Below are 15,098 nucleotides of genomic sequence, written 5' to 3'. Positions count from 1 at the left end.
AAACTATGAAAAAACAACCCTTACAACTTATCATTCGTTTGGCAAAAATTGTCCTACTTTACGAGCTACGTTTTAAAGCAAAAGAAAAGCAAACACAAGCGATTATCAATCAACAGAAAAGTCAGCATCATAAAGAAGCTAAAGTTTCTATTTTGCTCCCCGTCTATAATGTTGAAAATTTTCTTGCGCAGTGTTTAGAGAGCATTCTCAATCAAACCTATCAAAATTTAGAAATTATCTGTGTCAATGACAGTTCAACAGACCAATCTTTGACTATTTTAAAAAGTTATGCAAAAAAAGATAAACGGATTAAGGTAATTGAAAAACCTCAAAATGAAGGCTTGCCTCAAGCTCGAAAAACAGCATTAGAAAATGCAACAGGAGATTATGTTCTTAATGTAGATAGTGATGATTGGATAGAGCCAGATATGGTGGAAAGTCTCTATTATTTCTTGAAAAGTGGTTATGATATGGTAGTTTGTGACTATATCAAAGAGACAGCAACAAAGCAAGAAATTGTCCGTACCCCCAATATTTTGATTGAAGGAGACAAATTGCAACGGATAGAAAATCGTTCTTTTGGCTATGGAAATACGATTTGGAACCGTTTTGTAAAGCGGGAATTGATGGAAAAAGTTGTTTTCCCTACTGAAAATATTGGTGAAGATATTGTAATCAATACACAACTTTATTATTATGCAGATAAGATTGGTTACTGTGTGAAAGCTCTTTATCATTGGCAATACAATGAAGCTTCAATGACGCGAAAACTGACAGAAGCAACATTTGATAGTTTGGCTAAAAATTATAGACTGATTTGGCAATTTTGTGTGGAAAAATTTGGTGAAAATGTTAAACAGCTAGAACCTGCCTACAAAAAACGTTTAGAAAAAATCCATCGGAAACCTTAAACTTAAAATGAAACAAGAAAAAATAAGTGAAAATAGAGTGTTTGTGTTACTGCTCATAGTGATTGCTTGCCTTACTCTTTTTATCTATTCAAGAAATTCTCCTTTTTATTTTACGAATAACTGGGTGGATTCTAATGCTTATTTAACAATGGGACGTGGCATTTTACATGGTTTGGTGCCTTACAAAGATTTATTTGAACAGAAAGGGCCTGTTTTATATTTTATTCATGCTTTGGCGAGTTTGACTGGCGATAATTTTTATGGTGTTTTTATTATAGAATGCTTACTGATGTCGTTCAATCTTATCTTGTTTTTCAAGATAGGGAAGTTATTTTTATCAGAAAGCGGGGCATTTTTTGCAACACTATTTTTGCCTCTGCTGTTATTAAGTAGCACCTGGTTTGAAACAGGAGATTCTGCGGAGGAATTTGCCATTCCTTGTTTACTATTTTTGATTTATAGTGTTTTAGCGGATAAACATTCGATGTCGGTAAATTTTTATAGTCAGGGTGTGCTGGTTGGACTGCTTTTTTGGATAAAATATACGCTTATTGGCGCTTGGATTGCTCTGTTTCTCTTTTTAGCGGTACAGTTTATTTTCAAGAGAGAATTTAGTAAGTTATTTAGGCTCTGTCTTTTTGAGCTTTTAGGATTTTTGACTGTGACGGTTCCCGTTTTAGCCTACTTTCTTTTCAATCATGTACTCCAATCATTATATAATGTTTATTTCAAAATAAATATGGGAAGTTATGGTAGTGGAAATTTATCATTTACAGCAAGAATAGGGCGAGCGCTTAGTACAGGAGCGGATTTTATAAAGCAAAATTGCTTGATTTATCTTGTGTTATTGATTGGCGTGCTTTTGTTTGTAGTTTTGACTTGGCATAAACTTTCTAAGAGAAATGTGTTCTTATTTTTCCTTTGTTTTTTAGCGACAAGCGCTCTTCAGCTTTATGCAGGTGTTGGTTTGCCGTATTATCAATATGTGGCACTGCCTTATTTTGCTTTGGGGATTATTGGTTTTGTTTTAGGGCTTGTTTACTTAACTTCAAAGAATGTTTCTAAACCTGTGCTTGTTTTATTTTCAGTTTTAGGAATTGTAATGCCTTTTGCACTCAATCAAAATCCACAATTTTCACGATATTTTCCTAATAATTCAGATGGTGGGAAAAATTCGGCTCAGACGGAATTTGCTCATATCATTGATAAAGTTCCTCATTCTACTTTATTGAATTATGGAATGTTGGATTCAGGTTTTTATCTGGCAAGTCATCGTCTGCCAACGGTTCGCTATTTTGAATTGCAAAAAATTCCTTACGCGAATTATCCAGAGAATGGAGATGCACAAAATCGGGCTGTCAATGATGAGAAAGTGGATTTTGTCGTAACAACTTTTGATGTCAATCAAGAGAAATCACAAGAGCAATCGCGCTGGACGGTGCCTGTGCCAAAGGCTTTGATTACTAAGTACAAAATTGTGGCGCAACATAGTCAGACACGCGATAGTTCGCATTACACTTATTATCTTTATGAGAAGAAAGAGTTGATGAGTAAGGGATAAATTTATCCCGAAAGAGTATAATAAAAGAAATGAAGAAAAAATTAACCTTAAAAGAAGTTCAAGAAAGAGAATTAATTATTTTAAATTATGTCCATCAGCTCTGCATAGAGAATGATATTCACTATGCCTTGATTGGTGGTGCTTTACTTGGCGCTCATCATCTGAAAGGTTTTATTCCTGCCGATGATGATATTGACATTGGCTTGTTGCGCCCAGAATATGAAAAATTGATTGCTTTGTTGGAAGGTCAGTCAGAGTTTCCTTTGATGGCACTTGAAATGGGAAATTCTCCTTATCTGTTTGCAAAATTGACAGACAGTGAAACGGTTCAACGTTCAAGTCATTTGGAGCTGAATGGTTTTGGTGTCTATGTGGATATTTTTCCTTTTGATATTTTACCTGATGATGTGAAAGAAGCAGAAAATTTTAAGTTGCAAGTGCGTCGTAATGGGGCAATCAAATCAAGTTTTAAAGCGAAAGCAACCAGTGGGAAATGGTGGCAAGTAGCTGTGAAAACTATGCGTTTTTCACCTGAAATTTGTTATAATCGCTTGGTAAAAGGTAAAATGAGTGAGCGATTATTGAAAGTAAAAGAATTGTCCAGTCGCTATGCAAGGACAGATGGAAAAAGTTGTGCTTTTATTGCGTCGAAGTACGGCGATAGAGATACTTTGCCTAGGGAAAATTTTCAAGATTTTGTAGATGTTGAATTTGAGGGAAAGATTTATCAGACTTTTGCAGGTTATGAAGATTATCTTTTGCGAATGTATGGAGAATATAATCCAAATAAAAGCCATCAGACACATGGCTATTATCACTTTTATTGGCGGAAAAAATCAAAATGAATAAAATAATAATTCAAATAGCAAAAAAAGTGCTATTTGTGGAAACACGGGCAAAATCGCGCGCAAGAAAGCTAGAGCAGCGTTTGGAGAAATTAAAGGAACAAAAGATGGAAAGCTCCTTGATTTCTGTGATTGTTCCTGTTTATAACGTAGAAAATTACTTGATAAGATGTTTGGAAAGTATTGTCAATCAGACTTATCAAAATATTGAGATTCTCTGTGTGAATGATGCGTCAACAGATAAGTCTTTAGAGATATTGCAGACCTTTGCTGAGCAAGATGACCGCTTTAAAGTCATTGATAATCAGGAAAATGAGGGAGCGCCGTTGGCGAGAAAACGAGCATTGGCACTTGCTCAAGGTGAGTTCGTCCTTCATGTAGATTCTGATGATTGGCTGGAGGAAACGATGCTTGAGGATATGTTGTTGCTTGCTCAGGCAGAGAGTGCGGATATAGTTTATTGTGATTATTTTAGAAACGACGATGTTGTGCATACGAAAAAGCCTGCTGCTGAGGATAAACTGGAACGGATTCAGAAATGGTCTTTTGATTTTGGAAATACATTATGGAACCGTCTGATTAAGCGGGAGGTACTTGAAAAAGTCGAATTTCCGGCGGCAAATATGGGTGATGATGTGGTAATCAATGCACAGTTGTATTATTATGCGGCAGTGATTAGTTATTGCCCAAAAAGCCTTTACCATCATGCTTATTTGGTAAATCAAGGGTCAATTTCGGCAGCGAATTCTCAGAAAAATTTTAAGGAAATGTTAGAAAATTATCAACAAGTCTTAGAATTTTGTCAAGAGAAGTTTGGCGATAATCCAAAAATCAATCAACTTTATCAAAAGAAAGTAGCACAGATTAGAGAGCGGCAAAGAATAGTAAAATGAAACATTCGGATAAAAAAATTGTGGTGGAAGTTCACGGTCGGCTGGGGAATCAGCTTTTTCAGTATGCCTTTGCGCGGAGTATTCAGGCGCAAGTTGGCGGTGAGATTTTGATGAATTTTCAAGCTCTGGAGATGCAGGCGCAGCGTCAACCCGATGAAAAAGGTTGGGAGGATAGTTTGCAAGGTTTTCAGACGATTTATGAGCGGAAGGATGCGGTTGAGTTGACAGTGTTGCAGCGTTTGATTGTTGCTTTGGGGAAATTGCTGAAAACGCGTGCTGGTTTTCGGACTCTGAGGGGGAAGCCATATGATGAGCTGACAGGCTGGGCGAAAGCTTTTGCTGATTTGTCTAGGAAACATTCGGTTTATCATTTTCCTAACCTTGGTTTGCCTTTTGTCGCTGGAAAAGAAAAGACGATTTTTTTGAAGGGTTTTTTTGAAGATGAACAGTTTGCTAATCCTGTGAGAGAGCAACTTTTGGAAGAATTTCAGCCACGAGAGGCATTGCGCGAGCAAAATAAGGAATTGATGCGCGTGATTGAAGAGGAGAATTCTGTTTGTGTGACCATTCGGCGTGGAGATTTCGTGGGGAAAAAACAACTTTTTATGTGTGATGAAGATTATTTTAAACGCGGAATGGCTATTATTAGGGAAAAAGTGGAAAATCCTGTTTTTGTCTTTTTCAGTGATGATTTGGCTTATGCGCAAGAATTTGCGGAAAGTGCGTTGGGAGAAAATGAGCGCTATTTTATTGAAACGCCAGATAATTCCTTGCCTGAAAAATTACGTTTGATGGCTGCTTGTAAGCATTTTATCATTTCAAATTCGACTTTTTCTTGGTGGGCGCAATATTTGGGACAAGCAGAGGATAAAATCGTGGTTGGACCAAAACGTTGGATGCCAGCGAAGCCTGTGGGACAAACGCCTGTGATGGAAAGTTGGATAAAGTTATGACAGCATTAATTAGTATTATTATTCCAATTTACAATGTCGAAGAATTTTTGACAGAATGCCTTGAAAGTGTGCAAAAACAAAGCTATCAAAATATTGAGGTGCTATTGATTGATGATGGCTCTTTTGACAGTTCTGTCAAAATTTGTGAGGACTTTGTCAGTGCTGATAACCGTTTCCGACTGGTTCATCAGGAAAATCAGGGACAGTCGGTGGCAAGAAATCATGGGCTTGATTTGGCTTTGGGCGATTATATTATCTTTATAGATAGTGACGATACGATTTCTCGGACACACGTAGAAACCTTGTATCAAGGGATTATAGAAACGCATTCGCAGGTCGCAATGTGTCGCCCCACACGTGAAAAATCTGGTTTAGAAGAAGTGAAAAAACCGGCAATGAGTTTGATTAAGGGAAATTATCGAGAACTTCTTGAAAATGAGGACCATAGTTTTGCACGAATGGGATGTTGGTGTAAGATTTATGCGGCTGAGATTTTGAAAGATGTAAGATTTCCTGCGGGGATTTTGCATCAAGATAATGTTTTTTTCTTTGAAATGCTGGATAAGATTGAGCAGATGGCGCTGGTGCATACAACGACCTATCATTATCGCAGACGGGCGAATTCTGCGGTTCAAGGGGGAATTCGTGAGAAGAATTTTGATTTGTTCAAACGCAATCAGCTTTTGATGGATTGGTTTTCTGAGAAACATCCAGAATGTCTGGATTATATTCGGCAAGATTGTTTGAAAATGAATGATGGTTATGCCCGTAAAGCGGCACGAGAACAGACAAAAATTGCAGAAGAATTTTTTGACAGAATTGTCAAAGAAAATGAAAGTTACGGACGAGGAAAATGGGCAAGAAATAAACGACTGTATCTCACTTTTCTTTCTACACAGCGAAATTTTTGGCGCGCACGGCGTACGATAAGAAAGCTGGTGAGTAAAAAATGAAAAGAAGAAGTCGAGAGAAGAAAGAACTGTCGTTTTGGCTCGTTATTGTCAGCATTTTTTTGCTATCCTTTTTCGTGCTTGTCCCTGAAATAGTAATGGGTGGCGGCACGGGAATTCTCGGGAACGATGGATTTTTTCACTTAAATCGTTTTACGGAAGCGGCAATGCAGATAAAAACGGGACATTTTTCCTATTTTCAGCAATTTTATACTTTTAATTATTCGGGGAAGATTGTCAATAGTTTTTATGGTCCTTTAAATGCTTATTTGCAAGGGGCGATTTTACTGATGGTTCATTTTAAAACGCTGGTTTGGTGGTCAATTTCACTCTGGCTGACAAATGTTTTTGGACTTTCAAGTATGTATTATTTGCAGCGGACATTGAAAGTGAAACAAGTCTATGCCTTAGTTTTGGGACTGGTATTTATCACAACGGGGGCAATGGTTGCGCCGGTAGTGGCTGGAATGTACGCTGTCGGTTATGCTTTTATACCGCTGATAGTAGCTGCTTCTTTGCGCTTGGTACGCGACAATCAACGACCTATTGTATTTTGGGAATTAACAGTTGCGCTGACTTTATTGGCACAAACGCATATGCTCTCCTTGGTTTTAGGACTTATCGCTTATGCACTATCGTTTATCATCTTTTTAGTGAGAAGTATTTGGCAGAAAATTAACTGGAAAATCTGGCTATTTCCGCTGGTCAAAGCTGTTGGACTAGTTTTACTTCTTAATTTCAATATTTATGGTGGCTATTTTGAAGTGAAACATTCTAATCCTCAGATGGTCATGCCTTTTCAGTCAGATATTTTGTACTGGCCATCAAAAGTTAGTTTGTTGGGACTCAATTTTGCCAATATTTCTGTTTTTATCGCCCTTGTGATTGCTTTAAGTGTGCTTATCATCTTGTGGCGAGCAAAAAAAGTGCCTGCTTGGGTTTGGTTGGCGCTTGGAATGACAGCTTTATTTAGCGCAATAGCGACAGGGATTCTGAATATTGCTGTATTGCCAGAAGCAACGATTTTTCAATTTTTCGGACGTTTCATGGCACTTGCTTTTCCTTTTGCCTTAGTACTCGTAGGCTATGCGTTAAGTTGTCAGACAACGAAAAGAAAATGGTTCACGGTTGTGACAATCCTTTGTACGCTTTTAAGTGTTGTGATGTATATGGGAGTGACGGCAAATAAAAGCTTAAATGTTCAGCGTAACTTGCAAAATCCCGCTGATAAGGGAATTTTTACCTCAATAGAAGCACGGGCTAAAGTATATCAAGATGCATCACTATTAACAGGAAATCAGTTGAGTTCCGTGATTACAGCACCTATTAGTGAGACGATTGATTATTTGCCAAATCATACTACAATAACAAACCCTGTAAAAATGTTTAAAAATGAATCGATTTTTTATAACACTTTTTATGCAGACATTATCAAAATGCAGAACTTCACTGGAAGTAAGCTACAACGTAAAGTGACAAATGACGGACTGATGATGACTTGGCAGTCAGCGAATGCTCAAAAAACAGGATTGCCAGTCATAAAATACGGTCACACAGTTCTTAAGCTCAATGGGAAAAAGCTCACAAATAAGGATATCCAGCTTTCTGTGATTGGTGGTGTCTCTGTCAAAGCAAAAGAAGGGGGAAATGTGCTTACTGTGCGCTATCAACCGTCTAGCTGGTTTATCGTTGGAAGTTTGCTACAAGTGATTGGGAGTTTACTGGTTCTGATAATTATTATCGTAAAAAAGAGAAAGAAAAAAGCTGAATAATCAGCTTTTTTGTGTTTTTCTTTGGAAGAAATGTTGGATAAAACCTTTAAAATATTGAAATTCTGGACGCTTGTGAAAGAGCAACAGAAGTAAAACGTTTGGGACAATGAGCGCAATTAGTAAACTGACGAAGAATTTTGCCCAAGGATTAGGAACTGCTAGGAGAGAAAGGCTGACGAACTCTGAAATTGCTAAAATTGCAAGGAAAGTAACAAGCCAACGAATTTGTTCCCAGACGTACTCGGAATTTTTTCTGCCGAATGTTGGGGTGTAAATGTATTTTGGAAAGCTATAACCATAGACAATCATTGTGGAAACGAGCGTTCCAAGAAGAACACCAGCAAGTCCTAAGAAATGTACAAGGACGAGAGAAGCGATGAAATTGACGACCGCTTCAACAACCGGAACATGTCGATTTTCATAATAAATACCTGCGGCGGATTGAAAAACACCGAGAGGTTTGCGCATACCTGTGATGTAAAAATTGAGGACGATGACTAGGAGGACGGCAAGGGATAAAAGGCTGTCTTTGCCGAGCCAGATGATGATGAAAGGCTGCATGACAACAAAAAGTGAAGAAGCAACGAAGCTACAAATCCAGAAAGTGACAAAAGTCAGTTTTTGGTAAGCATCAAATGATTTTTCTTGATTTTTTTCAGTGAGTAGGTCGCCGATACTGGCGGTAACACCAGAGATAATCGCGACTAAAATTCCTGAAAAACTGTTGGAAATGAGGATATAGTTACTATAAAGTCCAAGGCTGGCAAGTCCGATAAATTTGGAAATAATCAGACTGTTTGTTCCGGAAACAATAAAAGTTGCAATATTATGATAAAGCATACCATAAATCTGTTTGCGGAACTTTGCGATAATGCCGTGGTCTAATTTTTGAATGTTGCTTTCGCGCAGATAAGGATATTGTTGATTGGCATAGAACCAGATAGCTACATTTTCTATGCAGTTTAACACAATCTGTGCGATAAGATAGAAAATGAAGTTGTGCGTTGTGAGTAAAATAATAAGAAAGACAGCACTTGAGATGATATTTTCAACACTATCAAAAAGACTTAATAAATATTGTTTTTGGTGGGCATAGAAAATATCTCGTTTGTAGCTTAAGAAGTAACTGGAGACGCTCCCTGCAAGGAAAAGTAGGTAAATAATATAGATATTTTCTGAAATACCGTGATAATTATTTTTACTAAAAAATTGTAGAAAGGGAAGAAGAATTAGCCCGACGGCGGTAACAAAAGCTGCGACGACCCAATAACAACGCTGATAGAAGCGCATGAGACTTTTGATGGTTTCTGTATCTTTTTTGGCAATCGGGACGTACATATTGAAGATGATGGCTGTACCGATACCGAGTTCGGCGATTGAAAGCATTGAGATAATGCTGGTAAAGAGGGCATTTAGGCCATTGTAATCATTGCCGAGGGTGTGAATGAAGACGGTACGTACGGCAAATCCGATGAATGTGCTTAAAAGCATCTGCAGCATTGACATGGCGGAGTTACGAAGAGAATTGATGACGCGCATAATTTGCCTTTCTAATCGTTTTCTGAGCTACTTGATGGGATATTATTTTCATCTTTCCAATACCAATGATAATAATCATGATTTCTTTGTTGATTTTTGCGTGGTGGCTGCATATAATCACCGTAGAGTTCACTGAGATAAGGCGCGTGATTTTTGATTTTACGTAGTGTGAGCTGTTCAAAGGGGATATCTTCGTACTCTGTGAAGAGGTTTTTATCAAAATATGCGGTCCGTTTTGGTGGAGAAAAAACGTAATTGCAGTATTTTGTGTCTTTGTCATTGTATTTTTGCATGAGATTATCCACTTTTTCAGCAAGAGTACGATATTTTCCGAAATAATGAATATGATAGGGAAACCATAAGATGAGTTTTCCTATAAAATATTCCCATTTCTCAGAACTTGCATAGGAAAGTCCGTGTGGTGCTGATGCGGTAAGATGGGTGACTTCTTTACGGATTTGTTTTTTGAAAGTTTCACCTTCTGCTTTATCATCTGGCAGGCTATCAAGTGGGAAAATATCAATGAAAATTCCTGATGTTTGATTGAGTGTGTCAAGCACACTTGTTACGCTGGTACGATTGTCATAGAGCTTTGCCATTGGAAGATAAGCTTCATGGACTTTGTAGTAAAGAAGGCTGTATTTTTCGGGACATTCTTGCATTAGAACTTCCATGAGTTTGTTGTAGTTTGGACGTGTCAACATGAGGTCAATATCATCGTCCCAAGGAATATAGCCTTGATATTTGATTGCGCCTAAAAGGGTACCTGCACTGATGGAATAGGCAATATTATTTTTGCGACAAATTTGGTCAATATAGGCGACCATGTCTAGTTGTATTGTGCGAAGTTCGTCTTTGGTTACTTCTTTCATTGTTTCTCTCTAAAATTAATTTAACTGTAAAAAAGCCATTAAAATGGCACTGATTTCATTATGAACTCTTTAAGTATAACAAAGTTTATTTTTTATTTCAATGTTCTCTTCTGAGAATACTTTTTTTGATAAAAATTTGTGATATAATGAAGCATACGTGCTGTTCTATACAAAAATGAATTTGACAGTTTTGTCAAATAATAAATCAAAATTTATCAAATTGATTTTTGTTTAGAAAGACGTAAAAATTAAAAAATTTTGAGGTAAAAAATTTTGTCTAAAGAAGTATTTTCAATTGAATTTGCTGGACGGACCTTGACTGTCGAAACAGGTCAAGTCGCTAAGCAAGCAAATGGTGCAGTTGTCGTACGTTATGGGGATACAACAGTTATAACCGCAGCAACAATGGGGAAAATGACTTTGGGAGATTTCTTCCCATTGACAGTTAATTACGAAGAAAAAATGTATGCTGCTGGGAAATTTCCTGGAGGTTTTAACAAACGTGAGGGACGTGCGTCAACAGATGCAACGTTGACAGCTCGATTGATTGACCGTCCGATTCGTCCAATGTTTGCTGAGGGATTTCGTAATGAAGTACAAGTGATTAATACGGTGCTTTCATATGATGCAAATGCAACGGCGCGAATGTCAGCGATGTTTGGTTCTTCTTTGAGTTTGGCGATTTCAGATATTCCATTTGATGGGCCGATTGCCGGAGTTGAAGTAGCTTATGTCAATGGTGAATATGTCATTAATCCATCTCTTGAACAAAAAGAACTTTCGGAGTTGGAACTTTCTGTTGCTGGGACGGACAAGGCTATCAATATGGTTGAGTCAGGGGCAAAAGAACTTTCAGAAGAAGTGATGCTGGGTGCATTGCTTGCTGGACACGCTGCTGTAAAGGAATTGATTGCTTTTCAAAAGGCTATTGTTGAAAAGGTTGGCAAGGAAAAAGCAGAAGTGGAGCTTTTGCAAGTAGATAACGCACTTGCTGAGGAAGTTCAAGCTACCTACAATACTGAGCTTCAAGTCGCTGTGAAAAATGCGGATAAAGTTGTGCGTGAGGCTGAAACAAAAGCGGTGAAAGACAAGGCACTTGCTGAATATGAAGAAAAATTTGCGGAAGATGAAAATCTTAAGATTATCTTGCGTGATGTGGCTGAAATCTTGGAACAAATGGAACACGCAGAAGTGCGTCGTTTGATTATTGAGGAAAAAGTGCGTCCTGACGGTCGTCAGATTGATGAAATCCGTCAATTAGATGCAGAAATTGACTTTTTGCCTCGGACAATTACACATGGTTCAGGTTTGTTTACACGTGGACAAACGCAGGCTTTGTCAACATTGACACTTGCTCCAATGGGCGAAGCGCAAATCATTGATGGGCTTGATGTAGAGTACAAAAAACGTTTCATGCATCATTATAATTTCCCACAGTATTCTGTTGGGGAAACTGGTCGTTATGGTGCACCAGGTCGTCGTGAAATTGGTCACGGCGCATTGGGCGAACGAGCTTTGACACAAGTGTTGCCAAGTTTGGAAGAATTTCCTTATGCGATTCGTTTGGTTGCTGAAGTGCTGGAGTCAAATGGTTCGTCTTCGCAGGCTTCTATCTGTGCGGGAACATTGGCATTGATGGCAGGTGGTGTACCAATCAAAGCGCCAGTTGCTGGGATTGCGATGGGCTTGATTTCTGATGGTTCTGATTATACTATCTTGACGGATATTCAAGGCTTGGAAGACCACTTTGGCGATATGGACTTTAAGGTTGCTGGAACGCGTGATGGGATTACTGCTTTGCAGATGGATATTAAAATTCAAGGGATTACGGCTGAAATTCTCGCGGAAGCTTTGGCTCAGGCAAAAGTTGCGCGGATGCAAATTTTGGATGTGATTGAAGCAACGATTGCGGCTCCTCGTTCTGAATTGGCACCGTCAGCACCGAAAATCGATACGATCAAGATTGATGAAGATAAGATTAAAATCGTCATTGGTAAAGGTGGCGAAACGATTGATAAGATTATCGCTGAAACTGGCGTGAAGATTGATATTGATGAAGAAGGATTGTGTTCTATCTTTTCATCTGATCAGGCGGCGATTGACCGGACGAAGGAAATTATTGCTGAACTTGTTCGCGTGGCGAAAGTTGGCGATATTTATGATGCAAAAGTTGTGCGGATTGAGAGTTTTGGGGCGTTTGTCAATCTCTTTGGCAAGACGGATGCGATGGTTCATATTTCTGAAATGGCTTGGGCGCGGACAGCGAAAGTTGAAGATGTTGTGAAATTGGGCGACATTGTCAAAGTGAAAATCATGAAAATTGATGATAAGGGCAGAGTTGATGCGTCAATGCGTGCGTTGCTTGAAAAGCCTGCGGACTATGTTAAGCCTGAACGCAAACCACGTGAACGTCGTGAGAATAATGGCAATCATCGAAATAATTTCCGAAAAAATGACCATCGTAATGGCAATGGAAATACTGGCGAACATCGTTTTGAACAGCGCGAACGTCACACACACGTTGACAATGAATTTCCTGAACTTTCAACAAAAAAACCTGAATAAAAAGCTGTAAAATAGAGTGAAAAAGTTTTTGACAGGGTACAAACTTACAACTTCGTTATAAGTTCACCCTGTCCGAGAAGGCTGAGAATAAATTCTCTAGCCCCTACAGCAGTTCTGTCAAAAAACTTTCGCTCTCAGCATTGAAAATGAATAAATATAATTTAAACTCTGATGTGGATGAAAAACTCCGCGCATCACTTGAAAATCCTGCAGAATTTTTGACAGACTTGTCATTTACTTATGCGCTGCAAGGTCTGTCAATTCTGGTTCCTGCGGAATTGTTTTATGTGGAAATTGAGGGAAAAAAAGCAGTTCCTGTTTTTACGACTGAGCAGGATTTGGACATTTTCATGGCAAATCTGAATGATGTCAATACAGACTGGACAACGCAAAAATTGAATGTTTTATTGGATACTTTGATGCCAACAGAACTTGAAGTGATTGCTTTTAATCCGAAACTTTCAATGGATGAAAATCGTGGAAATACTGCTTATTTTGAGAAAAATAGCTTGTTGACATTTCTTAATCATTACACAGAAATCCTGAATGCGATGCTCAATCCAGAAAATCAGAAAACAGAACGTTTAAGTCGCACTTATTTGGTGCCAACATTTTTATGGAAAGATGATAATGATGCGATTCATCGAGGTTTTGAAAGTCTGACGGCTGGAGATGAGCAGGATTACATCCCAATTTTTGATAATCTGGACAGTTTTTCGACTTGGTATAATAGCGAATTTTTTGGCGAGCCTTTCCAAGAAAATAATGGTCAAGTTCTCGTGATGACATTTTCAGAGTTGTTAGAGCCAAAAGAAGCGGAAAATATTTTCGGAAAAACAGTCGGTGTAACGATCAATCCGCTAGATGTGGATATCGAAGACTATCAAAAAACAATCATAACTTGGGAAGAATTACGCTAGATTTTTGAATTAAATAGCTGTGGAAAGCGCCAAAACACTACTTATGGTATAATTTTATCATAAGTATTTTTGCTAAAATCTAAAAAAGTAGAAAGTTTATGAAAAGAAAAAAACTAGATATTGCTGAATATGGCGAGGCAATGTTGGAGCGCCTCAAAGCTTTTACAGATGCGATTTTGTCGATTGCGGCGACGATTATGGTACTTGAAATTCCTGTACCAAAGGGAAATTTGGCTGAGATGTCATCTTATCGCACAATGGTTAGTCCACTGATTATTTTTGTTGTGAGTTTTCTAGTGATTGTGAGTTTTTATTTTGAAACGATAAGAGTTTTTTCGCAGATTAAGAAAATATCTGGTTGGCAAGTATTTGCTTATTCACTTTTTTTGATGGGTGTCTCAGTTTTTCCACTGATGACGCGGATTGAAGCTTCATCTAGCAGTACGTCATTTCTGTTTGTGTACATTATTTATGTTGTTGGAATTTCGCGCCTGCATGATAATTTGCTGAAAAGAATAATGGATTTCAATCATGTTTTACGCAATAAGCGGCAATTCTTGGTTGTGAGTTATTATTTAGTGATTATTTTAGCATTTGCTTTTAGTTTTACAGCTTGGAATAACATTGGTGGCATTTTCATGATATGGGTGCCAATACGTAGTTTAATAAAGAATGTGGTAATAAAATAAATGAAAAATGAAAAGAAAGGTTTCTGGCGAGAAGCCATTCGCGTGACAAAGGAAAATGACCCTGCTGCACGGACGGCTTTAGAGGTTTTATTGACCTATCCAGGTGTCAAAGCGCTGGCTGCACACAAGATTTCGCATTGGCTTTGGCGACATGATTTGAAATTGTTAGCAAGAATGCACTCGCAGTTCTGGCGTTTTTGGACGCAGATTGAGATTCATCCCGGTGCTGAGATTGAAAATGGTGTTTTTATTGACCATGGCTCAGGGCTTGTAATTGGCGAGACTGCTGTGGTTGAGCGCAATGTCAAACTTTATCATGGTGTAACGCTTGGCGGCACAGGAAAAGATAAGGGAAAACGGCATCCGACTGTGCGTCAAGGTGCGCTGATTTCGGCACATTCACAACTTTTGGGGCCGATTGAAATTGGAGAAAATTCTAAGGTTGGTGCCGGTGCAGTTGTCGTGATTGATGTGCCAGCAGATGTGACAGTCGTTGGTGTGCCCGCGCGCGTCGTAAGGATTAATGGTAAAAAAGATGTTGAGAAGATTATGACGCTGGAAGAGCTTCGTGAAGCCAGTTATCACTCATCTCATCTGTAAAATTTTTTGACAGAACTGTCAAAAAGTT

At 38.3% G+C, this 15,098-nt stretch carries 13 protein-coding genes; 11 read left to right on the top strand and 2 right to left on the bottom strand.

What is annotated here, in order from left to right:
- Window positions 1–5 precede the first annotated feature (5 nt).
- The 7 genes from KJS36_RS00900 to KJS36_RS00870 are packed head-to-tail and all read left to right on the top strand — an operon-like array spanning window position 6 to window position 7,885.
- Entirely contained in the window at window positions 6–911 is a 906-nt protein-coding gene (locus KJS36_RS00900; RefSeq protein WP_213533377.1) for a glycosyltransferase family 2 protein, read from the top strand.
- A gap of 7 nt (window positions 912–918) precedes the next feature.
- Window positions 919–2,472, top strand: a complete 1,554-nt coding sequence (locus KJS36_RS00895; protein WP_213533375.1) for a glycosyltransferase family 39 protein — start codon at window positions 919–921, stop codon at window positions 2,470–2,472.
- A gap of 29 nt (window positions 2,473–2,501) precedes the next feature.
- Window positions 2,502–3,317, top strand: coding sequence for a LicD family protein (locus tag KJS36_RS00890; RefSeq protein ID WP_213533373.1), 816 nt, complete (start codon window positions 2,502–2,504; stop codon window positions 3,315–3,317).
- A complete protein-coding gene (locus KJS36_RS00885) occupies window positions 3,314–4,210 on the top strand; it encodes a glycosyltransferase family 2 protein (RefSeq protein ID WP_213533371.1) in 897 nt (298 codons plus the stop codon). The genes KJS36_RS00890 and KJS36_RS00885 overlap by 4 nt, the downstream gene beginning before the upstream one ends.
- Window positions 4,207–5,163 carry an alpha-1,2-fucosyltransferase gene (locus KJS36_RS00880; protein ID WP_213533369.1) on the top strand — a complete coding sequence of 319 codons (957 nt, stop codon included), beginning with the start codon at window positions 4,207–4,209 and terminating at the stop codon, window positions 5,161–5,163. The genes KJS36_RS00885 and KJS36_RS00880 overlap by 4 nt, the downstream gene beginning before the upstream one ends.
- On the top strand, window positions 5,160–6,116 hold the full coding sequence (locus tag KJS36_RS00875) for a glycosyltransferase family 2 protein (RefSeq protein WP_213533367.1): 957 nt from the start codon (window positions 5,160–5,162) through the stop codon (window positions 6,114–6,116). The genes KJS36_RS00880 and KJS36_RS00875 overlap by 4 nt, the downstream gene beginning before the upstream one ends.
- Window positions 6,113–7,885 carry a putative glycosyltransferase family protein gene (locus KJS36_RS00870; RefSeq protein WP_213533365.1) on the top strand — a complete coding sequence of 591 codons (1,773 nt, stop codon included), beginning with the start codon at window positions 6,113–6,115 and terminating at the stop codon, window positions 7,883–7,885. The genes KJS36_RS00875 and KJS36_RS00870 overlap by 4 nt, the downstream gene beginning before the upstream one ends.
- On the opposite strand, the gene KJS36_RS00865 is transcribed toward KJS36_RS00870, so the two are convergent.
- Both KJS36_RS00865 and KJS36_RS00860 read right to left on the bottom strand, forming a co-directional pair.
- Window positions 7,886–9,424, bottom strand: coding sequence for a lipopolysaccharide biosynthesis protein (locus KJS36_RS00865; RefSeq protein WP_213533363.1), 1,539 nt, complete (start codon window positions 9,422–9,424; stop codon window positions 7,886–7,888).
- A gap of 11 nt (window positions 9,425–9,435) precedes the next feature.
- Window positions 9,436–10,296 (bottom strand): LicD family protein, encoded by an 861-nt coding sequence (locus KJS36_RS00860; RefSeq protein WP_213533361.1) that lies wholly within the window; start codon window positions 10,294–10,296, stop codon window positions 9,436–9,438.
- Window positions 10,297–10,569: 273 nt separating this feature from the next.
- Here KJS36_RS00860 and pnp point away from each other — a divergent pair, with 273 nt between their 5' ends.
- The 4 genes from pnp (at window position 10,570) to cysE (ending at window position 15,070) form a co-directional block, all read left to right on the top strand.
- Window positions 10,570–12,861 (top strand): polyribonucleotide nucleotidyltransferase, encoded by a 2,292-nt coding sequence (gene pnp / locus KJS36_RS00855; RefSeq protein ID WP_213533359.1) that lies wholly within the window; start codon window positions 10,570–10,572, stop codon window positions 12,859–12,861.
- A gap of 146 nt (window positions 12,862–13,007) precedes the next feature.
- A complete protein-coding gene (locus tag KJS36_RS00850) occupies window positions 13,008–13,781 on the top strand; it encodes a hypothetical protein (RefSeq protein WP_213533357.1) in 774 nt (257 codons plus the stop codon).
- A 98-nt stretch (window positions 13,782–13,879) separates the two neighbouring features.
- Window positions 13,880–14,470 (top strand): TMEM175 family protein, encoded by a 591-nt coding sequence (locus KJS36_RS00845; RefSeq protein WP_213533355.1) that lies wholly within the window; start codon window positions 13,880–13,882, stop codon window positions 14,468–14,470.
- Window positions 14,471–15,070 carry a serine O-acetyltransferase gene (gene cysE, locus KJS36_RS00840; RefSeq protein ID WP_213533353.1) on the top strand — a complete coding sequence of 200 codons (600 nt, stop codon included), beginning with the start codon at window positions 14,471–14,473 and terminating at the stop codon, window positions 15,068–15,070.
- The last annotated feature ends 28 nt before the right edge of the window (window positions 15,071–15,098 follow it).

The sequence above is a fragment of the Lactococcus nasutitermitis genome, from assembly GCF_018403765.1.
GTDB classification, from domain to species: domain Bacteria; phylum Bacillota; class Bacilli; order Lactobacillales; family Streptococcaceae; genus Lactococcus; species Lactococcus nasutitermitis.
This window is presented reverse-complemented; position numbering and strand designations above follow the sequence as displayed.